Annotated in this window: 17 protein-coding genes and 1 pseudogene; 9 read left to right on the plus strand and 9 right to left on the minus strand. The window is 66.7% G+C overall.

What is annotated here, in order from left to right; all coding sequences use genetic code 11:
- The first annotated feature begins 65 nt into the window (after positions 1–65).
- The 4 genes from purL (at position 66) to KIH07_RS15995 (ending at position 7750) form a co-directional block, all read left to right on the plus strand.
- Positions 66–4073: a phosphoribosylformylglycinamidine synthase gene (gene purL / locus KIH07_RS15980; RefSeq protein ID WP_226492914.1), complete on the plus strand. Its 4008-nt coding sequence runs from the start codon at positions 66–68 to the stop codon at positions 4071–4073.
- A 35-nt stretch (positions 4074–4108) separates the two neighbouring features.
- A complete protein-coding gene (locus KIH07_RS15985) occupies positions 4109–5089 on the plus strand; it encodes a DUF808 domain-containing protein (protein ID WP_226492915.1) in 981 nt (326 codons plus the stop codon).
- 208 nt (positions 5090–5297) lie between these two features.
- On the plus strand, positions 5298–7076 hold the full coding sequence (locus KIH07_RS15990) for a toll/interleukin-1 receptor domain-containing protein (protein ID WP_226492916.1): 1779 nt from the start codon (positions 5298–5300) through the stop codon (positions 7074–7076).
- Positions 7077–7210: 134 nt separating this feature from the next.
- Positions 7211–7750, plus strand: coding sequence for a hemerythrin domain-containing protein (locus KIH07_RS15995; protein ID WP_226492917.1), 540 nt, complete (start codon positions 7211–7213; stop codon positions 7748–7750).
- Between the two features lie 98 nt (positions 7751–7848).
- Here the strand turns inward: KIH07_RS15995 and KIH07_RS16000 are convergent, their stop codons facing one another.
- The 3 genes from KIH07_RS16000 to KIH07_RS16010 form a co-directional block, all read right to left on the minus strand.
- Positions 7849–8787, minus strand: a complete 939-nt coding sequence (locus KIH07_RS16000) for a hypothetical protein (protein WP_226492918.1) — start codon at positions 8785–8787, stop codon at positions 7849–7851.
- A 63-nt stretch (positions 8788–8850) separates the two neighbouring features.
- A complete protein-coding gene (locus KIH07_RS16005; protein ID WP_226492919.1) occupies positions 8851–9246 on the minus strand; it encodes a hypothetical protein in 396 nt (131 codons plus the stop codon).
- An 89-nt stretch (positions 9247–9335) separates the two neighbouring features.
- On the minus strand, positions 9336–11309 hold the full coding sequence (locus KIH07_RS16010; RefSeq protein ID WP_226492920.1) for a peptidase U32 family protein: 1974 nt from the start codon (positions 11307–11309) through the stop codon (positions 9336–9338).
- A 71-nt stretch (positions 11310–11380) separates the two neighbouring features.
- On the opposite strand from KIH07_RS16010, the gene KIH07_RS16015 reads away from it, so the two are divergent.
- Positions 11381–12136: an alpha/beta fold hydrolase gene (locus tag KIH07_RS16015; protein ID WP_226492921.1), complete on the plus strand. Its 756-nt coding sequence runs from the start codon at positions 11381–11383 to the stop codon at positions 12134–12136.
- Between the two features lie 22 nt (positions 12137–12158).
- A complete protein-coding gene (locus KIH07_RS16020; protein WP_226492922.1) occupies positions 12159–12905 on the plus strand; it encodes a heparan-alpha-glucosaminide N-acetyltransferase in 747 nt (248 codons plus the stop codon).
- 154 nt (positions 12906–13059) lie between these two features.
- Here the strand turns inward: KIH07_RS16020 and KIH07_RS16025 are convergent, their stop codons facing one another.
- The 6 genes from KIH07_RS16025 to KIH07_RS16050 form a co-directional block, all read right to left on the minus strand.
- Complete coding sequence (locus KIH07_RS16025; RefSeq protein ID WP_226492923.1) at positions 13060–13710, minus strand: GntR family transcriptional regulator; 651 nt, start codon at positions 13708–13710, stop codon at positions 13060–13062.
- Positions 13707–15101 carry an aspartate aminotransferase family protein gene (locus KIH07_RS16030; RefSeq protein ID WP_226492924.1) on the minus strand — a complete coding sequence of 465 codons (1395 nt, stop codon included), beginning with the start codon at positions 15099–15101 and terminating at the stop codon, positions 13707–13709. The genes KIH07_RS16025 and KIH07_RS16030 overlap by 4 nt, the downstream gene beginning before the upstream one ends.
- A 94-nt stretch (positions 15102–15195) precedes the next feature.
- Complete coding sequence (locus KIH07_RS16035; RefSeq protein WP_226492925.1) at positions 15196–16542, minus strand: glutamine synthetase family protein; 1347 nt, start codon at positions 16540–16542, stop codon at positions 15196–15198.
- Between the two features lie 190 nt (positions 16543–16732).
- Positions 16733–17512, minus strand: a complete 780-nt coding sequence (locus tag KIH07_RS16040; protein ID WP_226492926.1) for a peptidylprolyl isomerase — start codon at positions 17510–17512, stop codon at positions 16733–16735.
- 141 nt (positions 17513–17653) lie between these two features.
- On the minus strand, positions 17654–17929 hold the full coding sequence (locus KIH07_RS16045) for a BolA family protein (protein WP_226492927.1): 276 nt from the start codon (positions 17927–17929) through the stop codon (positions 17654–17656).
- Positions 17926–18483, minus strand: coding sequence for a septation protein A (locus KIH07_RS16050; RefSeq protein WP_226494729.1), 558 nt, complete (start codon positions 18481–18483; stop codon positions 17926–17928). The genes KIH07_RS16045 and KIH07_RS16050 overlap by 4 nt, the downstream gene beginning before the upstream one ends.
- Before the next feature lie 143 nt (positions 18484–18626).
- Between KIH07_RS16050 and KIH07_RS16055 the strand changes: the two are divergent.
- The 3 genes and pseudogenes from KIH07_RS16055 to KIH07_RS16065 all read left to right on the plus strand — a co-directional run.
- Positions 18627–19619: pseudogene (locus KIH07_RS16055) on the plus strand (YcjF family protein); the annotation flags it as partial.
- Positions 19620–19821: 202 nt separating this feature from the next.
- Entirely contained in the window at positions 19822–20322 is a 501-nt protein-coding gene (locus KIH07_RS16060) for a hypothetical protein (RefSeq protein ID WP_226492929.1), read from the plus strand.
- A 343-nt stretch (positions 20323–20665) separates the two neighbouring features.
- Complete coding sequence (locus KIH07_RS16065) at positions 20666–21424, plus strand: carbonic anhydrase (protein WP_226492930.1); 759 nt, start codon at positions 20666–20668, stop codon at positions 21422–21424.
- The last annotated feature ends 36 nt before the right edge of the window (positions 21425–21460 follow it).

A 21460-nucleotide genomic window follows, 5' to 3' on the forward strand; every position in this document is an offset into this window, starting at 1 on the left:
AAATGCCGGGTTTCCACCCATCCCCCCGGGCCACCCCGCGCCCGCCAGCCCCAAGGCCACCCACCGTGACCCTGCACCTGCGCTTCTTCGATGGCGGCAACGCCGTCAGCGACTTCAAAGTCCAGCAAATCCTGCCCCGTCTCGTGGGCATTTCCGACAAGATCACCGGCCTCTCGGCCCGCTTCGTGCACCTGGCGTCGTTCGACGCCGCGCCCGACGCGGCCACGCTGGACCGCGTGGGCCAGCTCATGGCCTATGGCGAGCCGGCCACCGAAGCCCACCTGGCGCTGGAAAAAGCCGGCGCCCCGGCGCTGCTGGTGATGCCGCGCCTGGGCACGGTGTCGCCCTGGGCCTCCAAGGCCACCGACATCGCCCACAACTGCGGTCTGGCGCTGCACCGCGTGGAGCGGCTGGTGGAATACCGCATTGGCCTCAAGAGCGGCCTGCTCGGCAAGGCCAGCCTGAGCGCGGACCAACTGCGCGCCGTGGCCGACGTGCTGCACGACCGCATGACCGAGGCCGTGACCACCGAACGCAGCCAGGCCGAGGCCCTGTTCACCGAGCTGCACCCCGCGCCCATGGAGCACGTGGACGTGCTGGCCGGTGGCCGCGCGGCGCTGGAAAAAGCCAACCTCGCATGGGGCCTGGCCCTGGCCGATGACGAGATCGACTACCTGGTGGCTGCGTTCAACGGCCTGAAACGCAACCCGACCGACGTCGAACTGATGATGTTCGCGCAGGCCAACAGCGAACACTGCCGCCACAAGATCTTCAACGCGCAGTTCACCATCGACGGCGTGGCGCAGGACAAGAGCCTGTTCGGCATGATCCGCCACACCCACCAGACGGCGCCGCAACACACCATCGTCGCCTACTCCGACAACGCTTCCATCATGGAAGGCAGCGAGGTCGAGCGTTTCGTGGCGCGCGCCGGGCAGGGCGCCTCGCCCGCCTACGCCAGCCAGGCCGCGACCAACCACGTCCTGATGAAGGTGGAAACCCACAACCACCCGACCGCGATTTCCCCGTTCCCCGGTGCCGCCACCGGCGCGGGCGGCGAGATCCGCGACGAAGGCGCCACCGGTCGCGGCTCCAAGCCCAAGGCCGGCCTGACCGGCTTCACCGTCTCCAAACTCTGGGGCGGCCTGAGCGACCAGCCGGGCGGCAAGCCCGAGCACATCGCCAGCCCGCTGCAGATCATGACCGAGGGCCCGCTGGGCGGCGCCGCGTTCAACAACGAATTCGGCCGGCCCAACCTGCTGGGCTATTTCCGCGAATACGAGCAGGACGTGGCGGGCGTGACCCGCGGCTACCACAAGCCCATCATGATCGCGGGCGGCCTGGGCGTGATCGACTCGAAGCTCACGAAGAAGATCGACTTCCCGGCCGGCACGCTGCTGATCCAGCTCGGCGGCCCGGGCATGAAGATCGGCATGGGCGGCGGCGCCGCCAGCTCCATGGCCAGCGGCACCAACGCCGCCTCGCTGGACTTTGACTCTGTGCAGCGTGGCAATCCCGAGATCGAGCGCCGCGCGCAGGAAGTCATCAACCACTGCTGGGCACAGGGCGAGCAGAACCCGGTGCTGTTCATCCACGACGTGGGCGCGGGCGGCCTGTCCAACGCTTTTCCCGAGCTGGTGAACGACGCCGGCCGGGGCGCGCGCTTCGACCTGCGCGCCGTGCCGCTGGAAGAGAGCGGCCTGGCGCCGAAAGAAATCTGGTGCAACGAAAGCCAGGAGCGCTACGTGTTGGCCATCGCGCCCGAGTCGCTGGCGCAGTTCAAGGCCTTCTGCGAGCGCGAGCGCTGCCCTTTCTCGGTGGTCGGCGTGGCCACCGAAGAGCGTCACCTGTCGCTGGTCGATGAAGGCCATGAAAGCCCAGTCGACATGCCCATGGACGTGCTGCTCGGCAAGCCGCCCAAGATGCACCGCGACGTGACCACCGTCGAACGCACCGGCCAGCCCATGGACCTGACCGGTGTGGACCTGCAGCAGGCCGTGATCGACGTGCTGAGCCACCCGACCGTGGCCTCCAAACGTTTCCTCATCACCATCGGCGACCGCACCGTGGGCGGCCTGTCGCACCGCGACCAGATGGTCGGCCCCTGGCAGGTGCCGGTGGCCGACTGCGCCGTGACCCTGGCCGATTTCGCCGGGTTTGCGGGCGAAGCCATGAGCATGGGCGAGCGCACGCCGCTGGCCGGCATCAATGCCGCGGCTTCGGGCCGCATGGCCGTGGCCGAGGCCATCACCAACCTGCTGGCCGCACCGATCGAGCTGCCGCGCGTGAAGCTGTCCGCCAACTGGATGGCCGCTTGCGGCGAGCCGGGCGAAGACGCCGCGCTGTACGAGACCGTGAAGGCCGTGGGCATGGAGCTGTGCCCGGCGCTGGGCATTTCCATCCCCGTGGGCAAGGACAGCCTGTCCATGCGCACGCAGTGGAGCGACGGCGCGGACAAGAAAAAAGTCACCTCGCCGGTGAGCCTGATCGTCACCGGCTTCGCCACGCTGGCCGACGTGCGCGGCACGCTCACGCCACAGTTGAACAACCAGATCGAAGACACCACCCTGGTGCTGATCGACCTCGGCAAGGGTCAGAACCGCATGGGCGGCAGCGTGCTGGGCCAGGTGCTGGGCCAGTTCGGTGACACGGTGCCCGATCTGGACGGTGCGCAAGACCTGGTCAACCTGGTCAACGCCATCAACGCCCTGCGTACCCAGGGCCGCATCCTCGCCTACCACGACCGCAGCGACGGCGGCCTGCTCGCGACCGTGGCCGAAATGGCCTTTGCCGGCCACGTGGGCGTGGCGCTGAACGTGGACATGCTGGTGCTGGAGGGCGACGGCATCAGTGACAGCCGCATGGACAGCGGCGACGCCAAGAACTGGGCCACCCAGGTGGCCGCGCGCCGCCAGGAGCTCACGCTCAGGGCCCTGTTCAGCGAAGAGCTGGGCGTGGTGCTGCAGGTGGCCACCGAGCACCGCAACGAAGTGATGCAGACCCTGCGCGAGCACGGCCTTTCCAAACACAGCCACTTCATCGGCAAGACCCGTCCTCAGTCATCCAGCATGGACGTGGGCAAGGGTCAGCTGCAGGTCTGGCGCGACACCAAGGCCGTGTTCAGCGCCAGCCTGTTCGACCTGCACCAGGTCTGGGACAGCGTGAGCTGGAAGATCAACCAGCAGCGCGACAACCCGGCCTGCGCCGATGCCGAACACGCCGCGGCTGGTCTGCCTGCTGACCCCGGCATGCACGTGTCGCTGACGTTCGACCCGGCCGACAACGTGGCCGCGCCGTTCCTGAACCTGTCGAAACCCAAGGTCGCCATCCTGCGCGAGCAAGGCGTGAACTCGCACGTGGAGATGGCCTACGCCTTCACCCAGGCCGGCTTCGAGGCCTACGACGTGCACATGACCGATCTGCAGACCGGCCGCGCGAAACTGGCGGATTTCAAAGGTGTGGTCGCCTGCGGCGGCTTCAGCTATGGCGATACGCTGGGCGCCGGCATCGGCTGGGCGCGCAGCATCACGTTCAACCCACTGCTGTCCGAACAGTTCCAGGGCTTCTTCGGCCGCGAAGACACCTTCGGCCTGGGCGTGTGCAACGGCTGCCAGATGTTCGCCGAGCTGGCCGACATCATCCCCGGCGCCGAAGCCTGGCCGCGCTTCACCACCAACCAGAGCGAGCGCTTCGAGGCGCGCCTGTCGATGGTGGAAGTGCTCGAATCGCCCAGCCTGTTCCTGCAGGGCATGGCCGGCAGCCGCCTGCCCATCGCCGTGGCGCACGGCGAGGGTTACGCCAACTTCAAGCACCGCGGCAACCCGGGGCAGGCCATCGCGGCCATGCGCTTCGTGGACAACCACGGCACGGCCACCGAGCAGTACCCGTTCAACCCCAACGGCAGCCCGGGCGGCCTGACGGCGGTGACCACGGCCGACGGCCGCTTCACGGCCATGATGCCGCACCCCGAACGCGTGTTTCGCAACATCCAGATGAGCTGGACCAGCGGCGACCTGAACGCCCACAGCCCGTGGATGCGCATCTGGCGCAATGCGCGCAAATGGGTGGTTTGATTCGTTGTTTCTCTTGACCTGACCGAACGCACACCATGGCCGCCTCCAGCCTCTTAGCCCTCATCGACGACATCGCCACCCTGCTGGACGACGTGGCCGTCATGACCAAGGTCGCCGCCCGCCAGGGCGCGGCCGCCGCCGACGACGTGGCGGCCATGACGCAACTGGCCGCCAAGAAGACGGCCGGTGTGCTGGGCGACGACCTGGCGCTCAACGCGCAACAGGTCACCGGCGTCAAGGCTGACCGGGAGCTGCCCGTGGTCTGGGCGGTGGCCAAGGGTTCCTTGAAGAACAAGGCGATTCTCGTGCCCGCCGCGCTGGCCATCAGCGCCGTGGCGCCCTGGGCCATCACGCCGCTGCTGATGCTGGGCGGTCTGTTCCTCTGCTACGAAGGCACCGAAAAGGTGGTGCATGCGCTGGCCCATCGCAAAGCCGAAGACCAGCAGCACCACGCCGAGCTGGTGCAGGCGGTCAACGACGAGCAGATCGACCTGGTGGCTTTCGAGAAAGAGAAGATCCAAGGCGCCGTGCGCACCGACTTCATCCTCTCGGCCGAGATCATCGTCATCACCCTGGGCAGCGTGGCCGAGGCCAGCTTTGCGCGCCAGGTGGCCGTGCTGGTGGGCATCTCCATCATCATGACCATCGGCGTCTATGGCCTGGTGGGCGGCATCGTCAAGCTCGACGACGCAGGCCTGTACCTCAGCCGCCAGGCGGCGGCCTGGAAACAGGCCATCGGGCGCGGCATCGTCGGCATGGCGCCGTGGCTGATGAAAGGCCTGTCGGTCGTCGGCACGGCCGCGATGTTCCTGGTGGGCGGCGGCATTCTGGTGCACGGCGTGCCCGCCATTGGCCACGGCATCGAAGATTTCGCGCACACGCTGGGCTGGCTCGGCCCCATCGTGTCCAGCCTGGCCGGTGCCCTGATCGGGCTGGCCGCGGGCGGTGTGGTGCTGGCGGTCGTGGGTCTGTGGGGGCGATTCCGCGCCTCCGGAAAATCGGCTGCGGCGCACTGAGCGCACGCAGCTTGCGCCGCCCGGTGGCGGGCCCGCCGGGCGCATCCCCCATCAGAGGGGCAGGGGTGCGCCGCCTGCACTGGCAAGCCCTTGCAAATTGCGGGTGATGGGCCCCTAATACGCCTTGATCTGGCGCTGGCAGGGCGCGCCCGGCGCAGCGCCCGAGGCCGGGGTACCGCCAGTTGTGAAGAACGGGGGTCGAGCGCCCATGGACGGGATCTTCATCAGCTACCGACGCGACGACTCGGCGGGCTACGCCGGGCGCCTGTACGACCGGCTGGCCAGCCACTTCGGTGGCGAGCGCGTGTTCATGGACGTCGAGGGCATCGAACCCGGTGCCGATTTCGTCAACGCGATCGAAGAGGCGGTGAGTTCCTGCCGCGTGCTCATCGTCATGATCGGTGACGAATGGACCCACGGCACCGACGCCGCCGGGCGCCGCCGGCTCGACGACCCCAACGACTTTGTCCGGCTCGAAACCAGCGCGGCGCTCCAGCGTGGCATCCGTGTGGTGCCGGTGCTGGTGGGTGGCGCGGTCATGCCGCGCGCCGAAGAATTGCCCGAAGACCTCAAGCTATTGACGCGCCGCCAGGCGGTGGAGATCAACCACAAGCAGTGGGACGCGTCCTCCAGTGAACTGATACGCACGCTGGAACGGATTCTGGCCCACGAGGGCGGCCCTGAGCCGGCGCCGTTCAAAGCGAAAGCGGCCAACCGGGGCCCGGCCGTGGTGGCGAACAAGGCCGGCGGGCGGGCGCTACCCTGGGTCTGGCCGTCCGCCGCAGTGGGCGCCGTGCTGCTGGGTGTGGGCGTGTGGTGGTGGCTGCCGATGGGCGGGCCACCTTCCGAGAGACCCGAGCCAACGACTGCGCTGGTGGCGGCCAAGCCCGAATCGGCCGCGCCCGTGGTGGTGGCCAGCGCGCCGAAGACCGATGCGCCGGCCCCGGTGGCCGCGGCGGTCCCCAGTGCGACCACCCGGCCGGTGGCAACACCACCGGTGGTCGCGGCCGCATCGGGTGACACTGTGAAGCCATCTCCATCTCCATCTCCATCCCCGCCAACACCGACACCGACCCCTGAACCGGCGGTCACGCCGCCACAGATCCACGAGTTCCGAGCCGAGGCGGGCGAGGGCGGTACGCGCCTGTGTTACCGGGTCAGCAATGCCGACAGCGTCACGCTGTCACCGCGCCCCGGCGAACTCGAACGCGCCGGCCGCGACTGTGTGCCGGTGGACGTGGACGTTGCCACCACGTTCACGCTCACCGCGCGCCACGCGGACAAGGCGGTGCGCAAGACCCTGCTGGTGTCGCCCCCCCGGGTGGTCGTGGCCAGACCTGTGGCGCCAGTCACTCCCGTGGCACCGGTGGCGCGGCCCGCCGTCACCGAGCCCGCGTCGTCGGCCTCGGGCCTGCCGCGCCGCGGAGAGCGCTGGGTCTACCAGTCGTCCGGCAAATGGCGCACCAGCCCGAAGCGCCGGTTCGAGATGGTGATGCAGTCCTTGGTCGACGGCCTGGCCACCGACGCCCTTCGCCCACTCGATCCCGACGCCGGCCCGAGGGCCGAGTCGCGGCGCTCGCGCAGCGGCGCGCCCGGCTTCGTCACCTGGAGCGAGATCGGCTTCGAGTTCAGCCCCTACCTCGGTGCCTCCGTCTCGCTGGCCGAGATGGGCTCGCAGCGCGGCTTCGCCACCCCCGACTACGACCCGCAGTGGGGCGACTGGTATTCGCAGGCCAAGGTGCTGGGGCAGGAGTCGGTCAGCGTGCCCGCCGGCACCTTCTCGGCCCACAAGGTCGAGGTCTGGAGCAGCCGCCGCGCCACCGGCGGGCCCACCGTGGCGCAGGTCGAACCGGTGCGGGTGCACTACCTGGTGTGGTACGCGCCCGAGGTGAAACGCTACGTGAAGATGCAGCGCCGCATGCTCTCTGCGGCCAGCCTCGAAATGGAGAAAGACGTGTTCGAACTGGTGGAACACCGCCAGCCCTAGTGCTGGTTGACGTGCATCAATCCTTGCTCACGCCCCGTCCCGGAACACCCGGTCATGCGGTACAAAGAACCATCCACAGCGGTTGGGCGCCATGCGCCGCGCTGATCACCCCCATACCCTCTCAGGAGCCCCCCATGATCACCCAGCCCCCGGTCGATGCCGACGCCCCGCTGAACAACTTTTCCAACTGCCACGCAGGGATCGTCAAGCGCCTCACCGCGCTTGACGAGTTGCCCGCCTTGCTGGAGCCCGCCGCCAGGGCACGCCAGATCGCCGAGGAATCGCTCGAATTCTTCCGCGAAGCCATCTTCGAACACCACCTGGAAGAAGAGCGCGAGCTGTTCCCCGCCGTGATGGCCAGCGCCCAGCCCGGCGCGGAACTCGAACGGGTCAAGGCCATGGCCAAACGCCTGACCGATGAACACCGCGCCATCGAAGCCCTCTGGAAACAGCTGGAAAAGGGTTTGAAACCGGTTGCCAAAGGCCAGAGCACCCGCCTGGACGTGAGCGAGCTGCACCGCCTCGTGACCGAATACAAGGCCCACGCCACGTTCGAGGAGACCGAGTTTCTGCCCCTGAGCGAAGAAATCCTCGGCCGCAACAGCAACCACATGGCAGCGCTGGGGATGTCGCTGCACATGCGGCATGTGCCGCCGGTGAACGCCTATATCTGATCGGGTGCAGCGTCTGGCCGGCGCTGGTGCCGGACATGGTCATAAAAAAGGGGATGTCCTTACATCCCCTTTTTGCGAACAGCTCGCGAAAGCCGTTTTCAGCGCGAAAGCGCTGTGCGCAGCTCAGCCTCTGGCTGCATGGCCTGCTGTGGTACTCCGGTCATCGCGGGGTGCAGCGGCGATGCCTTGGTTGATGGGCTCAGGGCCTCCTGAATACCGATCTCGCTGATGCCGAAAGTCTGTTTCAGTGCGATGGTCTGCTGGTCCTTGCTGAGAAACACACCTTGTCCCTCTCCCCGGTTGGCGTTCGTCGCTGCCAACTGAGCCACGCTTCTTGCGATGGCGTCGATCTGCTCGGGTGAGTAGTTGGCGCCAAGGGAACCACTCAGGCGCTCAATCGCCATCTGGTGGACACGCTGCTGCTCGGGGCTCAACGCGGACCGAATCTGCGAAGAGGCAGTGGGCATATCCGGACTGTCAGTGGTTTTGGCCGGCGTGCGCGTTACGACACCCTCCTGAAAGCCTTCGACTTTCTTCATGCCGTCGAGCAGGGCTTCAAACTCCTTGCTGCTCAGGTTTTTGATTGCCTTGCCACGAAGCTCCACGCCCTGACGGTCACCTTCGGCGTAGACCGAGTTCGCGTAGGCATCGGTGTTGGCTTTGCCGGTGTAATCGTCCTTCGCATACCGGCCAAGCATCTCTGGAATCGTGCGATCGCCATGGGTGTTGGTCAACAGTTGGGCCTTGGCCGCTCGACCCGCTGCCTGGGTTTCAAAAATCGCGTTACCCCACTGGTCCAGCGCGACCACCCCGCCGTAACGTGCCTGAGCCGCCGCCAATGCGGCTTCGGGCGTCCGCGACGATGTCACCGTCTTGTCAGCGCTACCGGCATATTCGAACTTGAGGTTGCCTGGATTGTTGTTGCGCCAGGACACCGTGCCACCTTCGCGTGTCTCCTGCGACCCATCGTCCATCTGATAGACGCGGGTTTTACCTTCGGTCCTGATCAGATCTGTGATCTTGCTGGGTTCACCCATTGTTTTCTCCCTGTGAGTGTCTGGTGAGCGCGGGCACCGCGCTCATGCATGGCGTGCACAAGCTCAGGGGCGGGTTTCGCGTACCGTCACATCCTTGAGATGGTATTTGCCAGATCGGCTGATCTGACAAAAAGGTGTTGCTCGCAAACGCACCGTTTTTCCGTGGTACGGCGCGATGTCGAACTGCTCAATCGCCATGATGTTCATGATTTGCTCGCCACACTCGCCGCGGTCATCAAACCTGATCGGTACCGGGAGTTCCAAAGCGTAGGCTTTCAAGCCCGCGCCTTCGCCGGGCTGACCGAATTCGATCGGTCCCACGATCTTGCCGGTGAGTTCTCCCGGCGTGTCGAGGGTCGGAACGCTGAGGGTGGTGCCTGGTGTGCTGCAGGCGGTCAACGAAACGACGAGCGTGCAGACGGCAGCGGCCTGCGAAAAAGGACGCAGAAAAGATGTCATGTGAAACTCCCTGATGAATGGCAGCAGGCAGTATAGAAGCCTGCAACCCGTTCCCTGGAGCGATTGCCTTCCGCGACAACGAAAGGGGTTCAGCCCGCTGCCGCGCCGCTCGGCCGCGTCCGGTAGAACGTCACCGGGCTCGCCGGCACGGCGTTCAACACGCTGCGCTTGATCTTGCCCACCACGTGCATTTCGCAGGGCTTGCAGTCGAAGCGCAGGGTGAGCTTTTCATGGCCGTTGATGAGTTGCATGGGTTCGGCGCGCACCGTGCCCTGAACCCCCGTCACGCCCTTGGCCTGCTTGGGGCACAGGCTGAGGCTGTAGCGCACGCAGTGTTTGGTGATCATCAGGCTGACTTCGCCTTCTTCCTCGTGGCTCTCGTAGGCGGCGGCGATCATGTTCACGCCATGTTTCGCATAGAAGTCGCGGGCCTTGTGGTTGAACACGTTGGCCAGGTAGGTCAGGGTGTCTTCGGGGTAGGGGGCGGGCGGCTCCACCGGCTTTGCCCGCGGCAGGCGCTGCCACGCGGCGGTGCGGGCGGCTTCGAGTTTGTCGATGGCCTCGCGGCGCAAGGGGTTGAGCAGCGAGGCGGGCACGAAGCGGGGTCCATTCAGGTTCAGCGCCACGTCGATGGGCTGGAAGATGGTTTCACCCAGGCGTGAGAGGCTGTCGCGCAGCCGGGCATCGGCCTGCGCCGGGTCTTTCGCGGGTTCCAGCGCGCAGGGCAGGGTGGCGGTGGCGCTGTGGCCGTCTTCGTCGGTGACCGTGAGGCTCAGGCCGTTGGTGGTTTCGTCCAGCCTCAACCAGGCGCCGATGCGGCGCTCGGCCGATTTTTTCTCCAGCCCGCGCACCCAGTCCATGTCGCGGTTGCGGTTGATCTGCACGCCTTTGCGAAGGTCCTTGAAACTGTCCATCGGGTCTTTGGGGAACACGCGCCAGAGGCCCGGTTTGCCTGTCGACTCGGCCCGGTTGATCTGCAGGCCCACCAGTTCTTTCTGCAGGTCCAGGTAACACAGGCCATCGCCGTTGTGGATCACGGTGGCCGGGTCGTCGGTCTCCAGCTCCACGAAGTGGGGGCCGACCTGGGTGACGTAGCCGATGGGGCGGCCGGGGTTCTTGGGGGTGTCGAAGGCGCCGATGTCTTGCTGGCGGCCCTGCACGAAGTAGTCGGTGAACTCGCGGTTGAAGTTCTGGTCCGGGTCGGGCTGAAAGCTGAAGGTGCATTCGCCGCTGCTGGCGCGCGCCAACTCGGGGCGTTCTTCCAGGATCTGATCAAACAACACCCGGTAGTGGGCGGTGATGTTCTTCACGTAGCCCATGTCTTTGTAGCGGCCTTCGATCTTGAAGCTGCGCGCGCCGGCGTCGATCAGGGCGCGCAGGTTGTTGCTCTGGTTGTTGTCCTTCATGGAAAGGACATGCTTGTCGTGCGCGACGATGCGGCCCTGGCTGTCTTTCACTTCATAGGGCAGGCGGCAGGCCTGCGAGCAGTCGCCGCGGTTGGCGCTGCGCCCGGTGTGGGCGTGGCTGATGAAACACTGGCCGCTGTAGGCCACGCAGAGCGCGCCGTGGATGAAGAACTCCAGCGTGCAGCGCTGTGGGTCGGTGGCGGCGCGGATGTCGGCGATCTGCTGCAGCGTGAGTTCACGCGCGAGCACGATCTGGGACAGGCCGGCGTCCTGCAGGAAGCGGGCTTTTTCGGGCGTGCGGATGTCGGTCTGGGTGCTGGCGTGCAGCTGGATCGGCGGCAGGTCGATCTCCAACAGGCCCATGTCCTGGACGATGAGCGCGTCCACCCCAGCGTCGTAGAGCTGCCAGGCCAGCTTGCGCGCGGGCTCCAGCTCGTCGTCGCGCAGGATGGTGTTCATCGTCGTGAAGATGCGGCCGCCGAAGCGGTGCGCATGTTTCGCCAGCCGGGCGATGTCCTGCACGCGGTTGTCGGCGCTGGTGCGCGCGCCGAAGCTCGGCCCGCCGATGTAGACCGCGTCGGCCCCGTGGTTCACCGCCTCGATGCCGATGTCGGCGTCGCGCGCGGGGGAGAGCAGTTCGAGTTGGTGCGGCAGCATGGTCGGTGGGGCGGGGCGAAGAGGCAGAATCGGGGGAAAAATTCAAGCCGGTATTGTCCTGGAGAACGCCCATGAACGCAGCCACCGAAATCGCAAAGACCGCCATCGTGCTCGTGCACGGCTCCTGGCACGGCGCCTGGTGCTGGCGCCGCGTATTGCCCCTGCTGCGCGGCGCGGGTGTCGAGACGCACGCCGTCACGCTCACTGGCGTGGGCGAGCGGGCGCACTTGCTCAGCCCCGAGGTCGGCATCGACACCCACACCCAGGACGTGATCGGCCTGATCGAGGCCGAAGAGCTGCAGCGCGTGGTGTTGGTGGGTCACAGCTACGCGGGCAACCTCATCACCTGCGTGGCCGACCGCCTGCAGCGCACGCACCCGGGCCTGCTGCGCCACCTCGTTTACGTGGACGCGGGCGTGCCCAACCCCGGCGACAGCTGGAGCACGCCGCACAGCCCCGAAACCGTGGCCAGGCGCGTCAAGGAAGCGCAGGCCAGTGGCGGCCTGAGTTTTCCGCCGCCCGACGCCTCGTTGTTTGGCCTGGAAGGCGCCGACCGCGACTGGGTCAACCGCCGGCAGACGCCGCAACCCTTCCGGCTCTACCAGGAGCCGCTGCGCTTCGACCCGGCGCTGGTCTGGGCCGTGCCGCACAGCTTCATCGACTGCACCCACCCACCGCTGGCCACCATCGCGGCGTCGCGCCAGCGCGTGCGCAGCGAGCCGGGCTGGACGGTGTACGAAATGGCCACCGGGCACGACCCCATGGTGAGCGCGCCGCGCGATCTGGCGCAACTGCTGCTGGCGATTCACCACCGTTCTGCCGCCTGACGCCGGTATGTCCAGCGGAAACATGCTGCCAGGCCGTCTCGACCGCATCGACCTGCTGCGCGCCACCGCCATGCTGTGGATGACGGTGTTCCATTTCTGCTTTGACCTCGACCACTTCGGCTTCATCCGCGCGGACCTCCACCACGATCCGTTCTGGACCTGGCAGCGCAGCGCCATCGTGAGCCTGTTCCTGTTCACGGCCGGGCTGTCGCAGGCGGTGGCCTTGTCGCAGGGGCAGGGCTGGCCGCGTTTCTGGCGGCGCTGGGGGCAGGTGGCGGGCGCGGCGCTGCTGGTCACCGCGGGCTCCATGCTGATGTTCCCCAAAAGCTTCATCTACTTCGGGGTGCTGCACGGTATCGCGGTGATGTTGATCGTGGTGCGGCTGACCGCCGGCTGGGGCGCCTGGCTGTGGCCGCTGGGCGCACTGGCGATCGCGGCCAAGTTCATCGCACCGGCCGTGATCGCCACCGTGCCGGCGCTGCAGGTGCTCAACAGCCCGGGCCCGAATGCGCTGGGCTTCATCAGCCGCCTACCGGTGACCGAAGACTATGTGCCGCTGCTGCCCTGGCTGGGCGTGATGTGGTGGGGCGTGGCGGCGGGTCGCTGGGCCTTGTTGCACCGGCCGCAGTGGCTGGGGTCGGCGGACGCGCCGGCCACCGGCCTGAAACGCGGCCTGGTGACGCTGGGCCGCTGGAGCCTGAGCTACTACCTGCTGCACCAGCCGGTGTTGATCGGGCTGGTGAGTGCTTGGGTGTGGGTCAGCCGATGAGCATTGAACCCCGGTGTCTTTTTCGTTTTCCAACGGTGCCGGAGCGCAACCCAGCAGCCTGAAACAGTGCCACCCAGAGACACCGCCGGGCTGGCTCTGCCAGACGGCTGGTGTCGCCCCCGGAGGGTGACGCGAAGCGGCGCGGGGGGGGCGTTTAACCCGCGCAGAACGGCCGCAGGAACTGCCCGGCCACGAACAGGTCTTTCTCGATCGCGCGCCGCACGCCGGCGCTGTCGCGCAGCCGCAGCGCCATCACCACGTCGCCGTGTGCCTCGTTGATCACGCGCAACGAGGCGGACACCTCGAACAGTTTGTTGGACAGTGGCCCGACCTTGAGCCAGACGGTTTCGATCAGCGAGAGCAGGGTGGGCGACGCGGCGGCCTGGTACAGGCGCAGGTGAAAGAGCTCGTTGGCGTCCAGGTAGCCCTTGGCGTCGTTGACCTTGAGCGCGTCGCGCATCTTCTGCTCCAGCGCCAGCAGCTCGGCCACGCCGGCGGCATCGAGCCGGTGCGCGCCACGTTCGGCGGCTTCGCCTTCGAGCAGCAGGCGGGTCTGTAACACGTCGTCGAACTCGGCCAGCGACAGCCGGGGCACCAGCATGCCGCTGTGCGGCACGTTGACCAGTGCACCTTCGGCGGCCAGCCGCTGCAGGGCGGCGCGCACGGGCATGACGCCGACGCCCAACTGCTTGGCGATCGCGTGGATCTTGAGCCGTTCGCCCGGCAGGAATTTGCCCACCGTGACCCACTGGCGCAGGCGCAGGTAGGTGCTGTCCTGCTGGGTGGTAGCGGTGGTGTTCTTCATGGGACGGCGGGCGCCTTGATCTGGGTGATCACCTCGTCCAGCGCGGCGATCAACCGATCCACGTGGGCCTCGGTGGTCTGCGGGCAGACCAGCATCATGTTGTGAAAGGGCGTGATCATCACGCCGCGGTTGAGCAGGCCGAGGTGGATCAGGTGTTCCAGCTCAGCGTCGAGCGCTTGCCCGGCCTCGCTGCCGTTGCGCGGTGGTTCGGGGCAGAACTGGAACTCGGTGCGTGCGCCCACCTGGGTCACGCACCAGGGCAGGCCGTGGCGCGCCAGGGTCTGGCGAATGCCGTCCGCAAGCCGTGCCGAGACGGCCAGCATGTGCCCGTAGGCGGCTGGGGTCATCACCTCGCCGAGCGTGGCGCGCATGGCCGCCATGGCCAGCATGTTGCCGGTGAGCGTGGTGCCGATGCCGCTGTGGCCGGGTGGCGCGTCCTGCTTGGCTTTCACGGCGCGCTCGGCGAGGCGCTCGCTCATGCCGTAGACCGCGCAGGGCACGCCACCGCCCACCGGTTTGCCGAGCACGAGCGCGTCGGCCTCGATGCCGTGGGCGCGCGCGTAGCCGCCGGGGCCGGTGCTGATGGTGTGGGTTTCGTCCATCACCAGCCAGGCGCCGTGTTGCCGGATGAGCGCCTGCGCCGCCTCCCAGAACCCCGGCTCGGGCAGCACCATGCCGATGTTGGTCATGACCGGCTCGGCCAGCACGCAGGCCACGTCCCCTTGGGCCAGCGCGGCCTCCAGCGCGGGCAGGTCGTTGAACTCGACCACCACCGTGTGCTCGGTCAGGTCGTGCACCTGGCCCAGCAGGCTGTCGCGTTGCGTGGGCCGGCCGTCGATCAGATCGACGAACACGTCTTCGATGGTGCCGTGGTAACAGCCGTTGAACACCAACAGTTTCTTGCGCCCGGTGGCGGCGCGGATCCAGCGCACGATGTAGCGGTTGGCGTCGGTCGCGCTCAGGGCGAACTGCCAGAACGGCAAGCCAAAGCGCTCGGCGAGCAAGCTGCCGACGGCAGCGGCATCGGCCGTGGCCAGCATGGTGGTGTAGCCCCGCGTGGCCTGCCGCACCAGCGCGGCGGCGACCGGCGCGGGAGCGTGGCCGAACATCGCGCCGGTGTCGCCGAGGCAGAAATCCACCAGGGCGTTCCCGTCCACGTCGGTGACTTCGGCGCCGCTGGCGTGGGACACGTGCAGGGCAAACGGCGTGCCCCAGTCGTTCATCCAGTGCAGCGGCACGCCAAACAACAGGTGCTGCCGCGCCTGCGCGGCGAGCGCCGCCGAATGCGGATTGCGTGCGGCGTAGCTGTCGCGCTCGCGGGCCAGGAAAGCCTGGGCGCGGGGCCAGTCCAGGCCGGTCCGGCTGGGGAGGGAAGGGGTTGGAGTTTTCATCTCGCCTCTATCGTTTTTTCAAGATTCAACGCACATCCTCAACGGAACGCGGCCCCACCCAGCCGCGCAGCGGCGCAGGGGGTGCCACATACCCTCACACCAGCAACAGCAGGTGTTCGCGTTCCCACGAACTGATGACGCGGTTGTAGGTGGCGTACTCCACCTCTTTCACGGCCAGGAAGGCGTCGATGAAGGCCCCGCCCAGCATCTCGCGCAGCGGCTCGCATTCGCGCATGCGCCGGATCGAGTCTTCCATGTGGCTCGGCAGTTCGTGGTCCATGGCCCAGGCGCTGCTGTTCATGGGTTCGGTGGGCAGGCTTTGCTCCACCATGCCGAGGTAACCACAGGCCAGCGTGGCGGCCATGGCGAGGTAGGGGTTCACGTCCACGCCCGGCACTCGGTTTTCCAGCCGGCGGTTGGCCGCGTCCGACTCCGGCACGCGGATGCCGCAGGTGCGGTTGTCGTAGCCCCATTGCACGTTGATGGGCGCCGACATGTGGCGCGCGAGCCGGCGGTACGAGTTCACATACGGCGCGAGCATGGGCATGAGCTGCGGCACGTAGCGCTGCAGGCCAGCGATGTAGTGGTGAAACGCGGGGCTCACCGAGCCGTCGGGCAGGCTGAAGATGTTGTCGCGCGTCTTCGCGTCCAGGATGCTCTGGTGGATGTGCATGGCGCTGCCCGGCTCGGCCTCCATGGGCTTGGCCATGAAGGTGGCGAAGATGCCGTGGCGCAGCGCGGTTTCGCGCACCGTGCGCTTGAACAGGAACACGCGGTCGGCCAGGTCCATCGGCTCCCCGTGCGTGAAATTGATCTCCATCTGGCCCGCGCCGGCTTCGTGGATCAGCGTTTCCACCCCCAGGCGGTGCACCTCGCAGAAGCGCGAGAGCTCCAGGAAAAACGGGTCGAAGTCGTTCACCGCGTCGATCGAATACGACTGGCGGCCGGCCTCGGGCTTGCCGGTGCGGCCCAGCGGCGGCTGCAGCGGTTCGTGCGGGTTCTGGTGGCGCGCCACCAGGTAGAACTCCATCTCGGGCGCCACCACCGGCTGCCAGCCCTGCGTTGCGTAGAGCTGCAACACGCGGCGCAACACGCAGCGCGGGGAAAGCGCCACCGGTGTACCGTCGAACTCCTCGCAGTCGTGGATGATCACCGCGACCTGCTCCGCTGCCCAGGGCACCACCCGCGCGGTCGCCAGGTCGGGCACGCAGACCATGTCCGGGTCGGTGTCGCCCACGAAGGCGGTGTTGTCGGGCTGCTGGCCGTTGACCGTGTTGAGCAGCACGCTCTTGGGCAGGCGCATGTGGCCGGAGTTGAGGAACAGGTCCTTGGGCAGGATCTTGCCGCGTGCGATGCCCGTCATGTCGGGGATGACGCACTCCACTTCCTGGATGCGGTGCTGGGACAGAAAGTCCTGGATGCTGGGGCTGGAAGCAGACATGAAGATCGCTTTGTTTGATCAAATAATGGCGGGAATTATGTCAATTTATTCATGATCGTCAAATATTTGATCAAATATTGTCGTGACGACGGCTCTTCGAACCCGATGCGCAGGCACAAAAAAAGCGCGACCGAGGTCGCGCTTTTCGCCAGCAGGGAAGGGCGCCGAAGCGGCGCACCACCGTCGTTTCTTATTTGACCGTGGCCTTCTCGCGCAGGCTTTGCTGGAACGCCATCAGTTTCTGCTGTTGCATCTGCTGGGCGATCTGCGGCTTGATCTCTTCGAGCTTGGGCAACTGGGCTTGGCGCACGTCGTCCACGCGGATGATGTGCCAGCCGAACTGGCTCTTCACCGGCTCCTGCGTCATCTGGCCCTTGTCCAGCTTCACCATGGCTTCGGAAAACTCGGCCACGTAGCTGCCGGCCGCGGCCCAGTCCAGATCGCCACCGTTGGCGCCGGATCCCGGGTCCTTGGACTGCTTCTTGGCGATGTCTTCGAACTTGGCGCCGCCCTTGAGCGAGGCGATGATGGCCTTGGCTTCGTCTTCCTTTTCCACCAGGATGTGGCGGGCGCGGTATTCCTTGCCACCGTTGGCCGCGGCGAACTTGTCGTACTCGGCCTGCACCTCGGCGTCGCTCACCGGGTTCTTCTTCTGGTAGTCGGCGAACAGCGCGCGGATCAGGATGGTCTGGCGGGCCAGTTCCATCTGGGTCTTGTATTCGGGCGTGGCGGCGATGCCGCGCTTCTGCGCTTCCTGCACGAAGATCTCGCGCAGCACCACTTCTTCTTTCAGCTGTGCGCGCACGGTGTCATCCACCGGGCGGCCGGACGCCGCCACCTGCTGCGCCAGCGCTTCCACGCGCGCGGTGGGCACGGCTTTGCCGTTCACAACGGCCACGTTCTGCGCGGCGGCCCAGGGCGCAGCGACGATCAGGGCGGCCGCGGTCAGGGCCGACAGGGAAAATTTCATGGTGTTCCTCGGGTTGAAAAAAGGGGTTGGAGCGGCCGTGTGCAGCGAAGTTGCATGGCGCGGCGGCCGCAAAAAAAGGTGTCAGGGTGTGTCGAGGCCAACGGGCGGGGCGGTTGGCGGTGCGTGCATCGGTGGAAGGGTTCAGACCTTGATTTCAATCGCCAGCGCGTGCAGGCCCGCGTCGGTGAATTTTTGCAGCGCATCATACACAAGCCGGTGCTGGGCCACCCGGCTCTTGCCGGCAAACGCCGGCCCGCCGATGCGCACCCGGAAGTGGGTGCCATACCCCAGCGCGTTCGCGCCGGCATGGCCGGCGTGCGCGGCACTCTCGTCGAGCACCTCCAGCCAGGTAGGCGCCAGCGCGGCGCGCAGGGTCGCGTCCAGTGCCTCGGCCGTGGGCAGGGTCGTCTCTGTCATGGTTTCGGTTCCCCGTTGGCGGCGGAGCCGTCGTCTTTCAGATAGCGCGCGATGTACAGCCCCTGGCCCACGATGAAGATCACCGGGAACACATAGCCCCAGAGCTTGAAGTTCACCCAGTCTTCGGTGGAGTAGTACGCGGCCACGTAGGCGTTAATGCCCGCCATGAACAGGAAGTAGCCGATCCAGATCACCGTGAGCCGCGCCCACACCGGCGCGGGCAGCGTCAACTGGCTGCCCAGCAGAAGCTGCAGGAAGTTCTTCTTCCAGCCCCAGAGTGCCGCCCCCAGCACGATGGCCATGCTCGCGTACAACACGGTCGGTTTCCACTTGATGAAGCGCTCGTCCTGCAGCACCAGGGTCAGCGTGCCGAACACCAGCACCAGCACCAGCGTCACCTTGTGCAAGGTCTGCAACCGCCGGTCAATGGCATAGATGATGGCGGTCTGCACCACGGTGGCCACCATGAGCACGGCGGTGGCGGTGTAGATGTCGTGCAGTTTGTAGGCCGCGACGAAAAGGCCGATGGGGAAAAAGTCGATCAGAAAGCGCATGCGGGGATTATCGGGGTTGCGGCGCGGGTCGCGGTCCAGACGCACCGGGTATCCCGTTGGACCCACGAAGGTCTTGATACCAGAACCCTTGGCCCTGAAATGCCCGCAGCCCATACTCGGCGCATCCAACGCAACCCAGGAGAGCACCGCCCATGTCCCCTCAAGAACAACAGTCCATTCTGAGCATCGCCTTGCTGGCCGCGTTTTCGGACGGACACAAGGCCGACGCCGAGCGCGAGGCCATTCGCCACCTGGCGGACACACTCGGCCAGGAGCCCGGTGGCGCCGGGCTGACCCGGCTCTACCAGGACGTGCTGCTCAAGCGCGTTTCGCTGGCCGATGCCGTGGCTGGCCTGACGGACGCCGGTCAGCGCCAGCTCGCCTACGAAATGGCGGTGTGCGTCTGCGATGCGGACGGGCGCCAGAGCCCGGCTGAGGCCGCCTTCCTGGCCGACCTGAAGACCCGTCTGCAGCTGGACGCGGCGCAGGCCCTGGCGTTCGAGCGCGAGGTGGCGGCCCTCCTGGACGCGGCCGACGAGGCCGCCCCGGTGCCCGTGCCGGTGGCCGCCACCACGCCGGCGGCGCCACCGGTGCCACGGGCCGCGCCGCTCGATACCGCGCTCGACGCCCAGCTCGACAAAACCATCCTGAACGCGGCGCTGCTCAACGGCGCGCTGGAGCTGCTGCCGCAGTCCTGGGCCTCGATGGCCATCATTCCGCTGCAGGTGCGCATGGTCTACAACATTGGCAAGGCGCACGGTGTCGAGCTTGACCAGGGACACATCCGCGAATTCATCGCCGCCGTGGGCGTGGGCCTGACGTCGCAGTACCTCGAACAGTTCGGCCGCAAGCTGCTGGGAGGGCTGATCGGTGCCGCCGCGGGCCGCATGCTCGGCGGGCTGGGCCGAGCGGCCACGGGCGTGGCGTTTTCCTTTGCCACCACCTATGCGCTGGGCCAGGTGGCCAAGCGTTATTACGCGGGCGGCCGGGTGATGAGCACTGCGCTGCTGCAGGAAACCTTCCAGAACCTGCTGGAGCCGGCCAAGCAGATGCAGGCGCAATACCTGCCACAGATCCAGGCCACGGCGCAGACGCTGGACGCGGGCAAGGTGCTGGCGATGGTGCGGGGCGGTTGAAGGCACCGCCGCCCGCGCCCGAGACCGGCGGATGCAAGCAGGTGTAAAACCGGGGCTCCATGGCGGGCTCCGTGTCCGATCGCACCGAGCGGGCGTTTTTTGTCCTGCACAATCCGCGCTACTTTGACCCGTGAAGCAGCTGCAGCCACAGGCCCGACCAGGACCCGGTTTCACCGTTTCACCCAACCTTGGGATTTCCATGATGACGAAGACGACATACACCCGTTTCAAACTGATCGGCCTGGGCCTGGCGATGGCCACCCTGACGGCCTGCGGGGGTGGCAACGACGATCCTTTGCCCGGTGATACGTCGGGCGACGTGGTGGCCAAATACATCGGATCCTGGGAAAGCGAGTGCTACACCGACGATGGCGCCTCGGCCCACCTGCGGGCCGACATCACCAAGACCAGCGCCACCGGCTTTTCGGGCGACGTGATCGCCTATGCCTACATCGGCACCTCATGTTCAGGCCCGAGCGTGAAGTCTGAAAAGGTGTTGACGAATCTGCAGATGACCCACGTGGGCACCAAGGTGACCGCGGGCGTGACCGCCGACAAGTTCACCGGCACCTCCGACCAGGGTTCGAGCAAGGTGCTGCTGCACAGCGATGGCACCCTGCTGCAGATCGGCGACCCGGACTCCGGCAAGGACGCCGAGGGCTACCCGAGCGAATTCATCGAGTACAAGCTCTCGCGCATCTGATCGGGCCCGGCGGGTCTCACGGCCTCAAAGTTCAAGGTTTTATTGAAGAAGCCGTTGCACTCGCCTGATTTCATTGAGAAATCTGACATGCTCAGTGCTTAGGCCAGGCCGTTCCTCGGCTTGCCTGACACGGCATCAGGGCCTTGCGCGATGCATGCCGCCGTGTTGCGGCGCGTTTGTTCAGAATCCGGCGACCCCGCAGCTTGCGGGGTCAGTGTTGTGTGCCGGTTTGTGTTCCTGCCGCGCTGCCAGTGGCCTTCCGTGATGCATGGGGTGGGCCACGGCGCGTGCGGTGGATGTGCAGACAGGCTGCGGCATTTCCTCACCTGTCTTCAATAACACCATGAATTACCAGAAATTGATTCGGCACACCACCGTGGCCGCTCTCGCACTGTGCGCCGCCACCTGGGCTGGCGCGGAAGGGGCCCGCCCGCATTGGGAATACAAGGGTGAACACGGCGCCGCCCACTGGGGCGCGCTGGAACCCGGCTTCGAAGCCTGCGCACGCGGCATGGCGCAAAGCCCCATCGACATTCGCAACACCGTGAAAGAAGCGCTGCCCGCATTGGACTTCCAATACACGGCTGGCGCCCCCACGCTGGTCAACAACGGGCACACCGTGCAGGTGAACATGCCTGCGGGCAGCAAGCTGGTGGTGGATGGCAAGGCGATGGAGCTGCTGCAGTTTCACTTCCACACCCCCAGCGAAGAAGCCATTGGCGGCAAGCGCGCGGCCATGGTGGCGCACTTCGTGCACAAGGGCGAGGACGGCAAGCTGGGCGTGGTGGCCGTGCTGATCCAGCCCGGCAAGACCAATGCGGCCTGGGCGCCGATCTTCGAGCACCTGCCACGCGTGGGCGAGCAACTGACGGTGGACGGCCTCACCCTGGATGCCAGCACCCTGTTGCCCGCCAAGAAGGGCTATTACAGCTTTGCCGGCTCGTTGACCACGCCGCCCTGTTCCGAGGGCGTGCAATGGATGGTGCTCAAGGAACCCGTGAAGCTGGGCGCCCAGCAGATCAAGGCGTTCCGCCAGCTGTACAACGCCAACGCGCGGCCCCTGCAGCCGCTCCATGGGCGCGTCGTCAAGGAAAGCGCCTGACGAAAGCCAGCGACCCCATGGCTTCCATGGGGGGAG

Origin of the sequence: Hydrogenophaga taeniospiralis, assembly GCF_020510445.1 — a bacterium.
Classification (GTDB): domain Bacteria; phylum Pseudomonadota; class Gammaproteobacteria; order Burkholderiales; family Burkholderiaceae_C; genus Hydrogenophaga.

What these genes read in the sequence shown, in the direction of transcription:
- KIH07_RS16005 (WP_226492919.1), bottom strand. Translation starts at nt 9,246, where the DNA reads ATGACATCTTTTCTGCGTCCTTTTTCGCAGGCCGCTGCCGTCTGCACG.
- KIH07_RS16035 (WP_226492925.1), bottom strand. Translation starts at nt 16,542, where the DNA reads ATGTCTGCTTCCAGCCCCAGCATCCAGGACTTTCTGTCCCAGCACCGC.
- KIH07_RS16060 (WP_226492929.1), top strand. Translation starts at nt 19,822, where the DNA reads ATGACGAAGACGACATACACCCGTTTCAAACTGATCGGCCTGGGCCTG.
- KIH07_RS16025 (WP_226492923.1), bottom strand. Translation starts at nt 13,710, where the DNA reads ATGAAGAACACCACCGCTACCACCCAGCAGGACAGCACCTACCTGCGC.
- KIH07_RS16065 (WP_226492930.1), top strand. Translation starts at nt 20,666, where the DNA reads ATGAATTACCAGAAATTGATTCGGCACACCACCGTGGCCGCTCTCGCA.
- KIH07_RS16030 (WP_226492924.1), bottom strand. Translation starts at nt 15,101, where the DNA reads ATGAAAACTCCAACCCCTTCCCTCCCCAGCCGGACCGGCCTGGACTGG.
- KIH07_RS16050 (WP_226494729.1), bottom strand. Translation starts at nt 18,483, where the DNA reads ATGCGCTTTCTGATCGACTTTTTCCCCATCGGCCTTTTCGTCGCGGCC.
- KIH07_RS16015 (WP_226492921.1), top strand. Translation starts at nt 11,381, where the DNA reads ATGAACGCAGCCACCGAAATCGCAAAGACCGCCATCGTGCTCGTGCAC.
- KIH07_RS15995 (WP_226492917.1), top strand. Translation starts at nt 7,211, where the DNA reads ATGATCACCCAGCCCCCGGTCGATGCCGACGCCCCGCTGAACAACTTT.
- KIH07_RS16045 (WP_226492927.1), bottom strand. Translation starts at nt 17,929, where the DNA reads ATGACAGAGACGACCCTGCCCACGGCCGAGGCACTGGACGCGACCCTG.
- KIH07_RS16040 (WP_226492926.1), bottom strand. Translation starts at nt 17,512, where the DNA reads ATGAAATTTTCCCTGTCGGCCCTGACCGCGGCCGCCCTGATCGTCGCT.
- KIH07_RS16000 (WP_226492918.1), bottom strand. Translation starts at nt 8,787, where the DNA reads ATGGGTGAACCCAGCAAGATCACAGATCTGATCAGGACCGAAGGTAAA.
- KIH07_RS16010 (WP_226492920.1), bottom strand. Translation starts at nt 11,309, where the DNA reads ATGCTGCCGCACCAACTCGAACTGCTCTCCCCCGCGCGCGACGCCGAC.
- KIH07_RS15985 (WP_226492915.1), top strand. Translation starts at nt 4,109, where the DNA reads ATGGCCGCCTCCAGCCTCTTAGCCCTCATCGACGACATCGCCACCCTG.
- KIH07_RS15990 (WP_226492916.1), top strand. Translation starts at nt 5,298, where the DNA reads ATGGACGGGATCTTCATCAGCTACCGACGCGACGACTCGGCGGGCTAC.
- KIH07_RS16020 (WP_226492922.1), top strand. Translation starts at nt 12,159, where the DNA reads ATGCTGCCAGGCCGTCTCGACCGCATCGACCTGCTGCGCGCCACCGCC.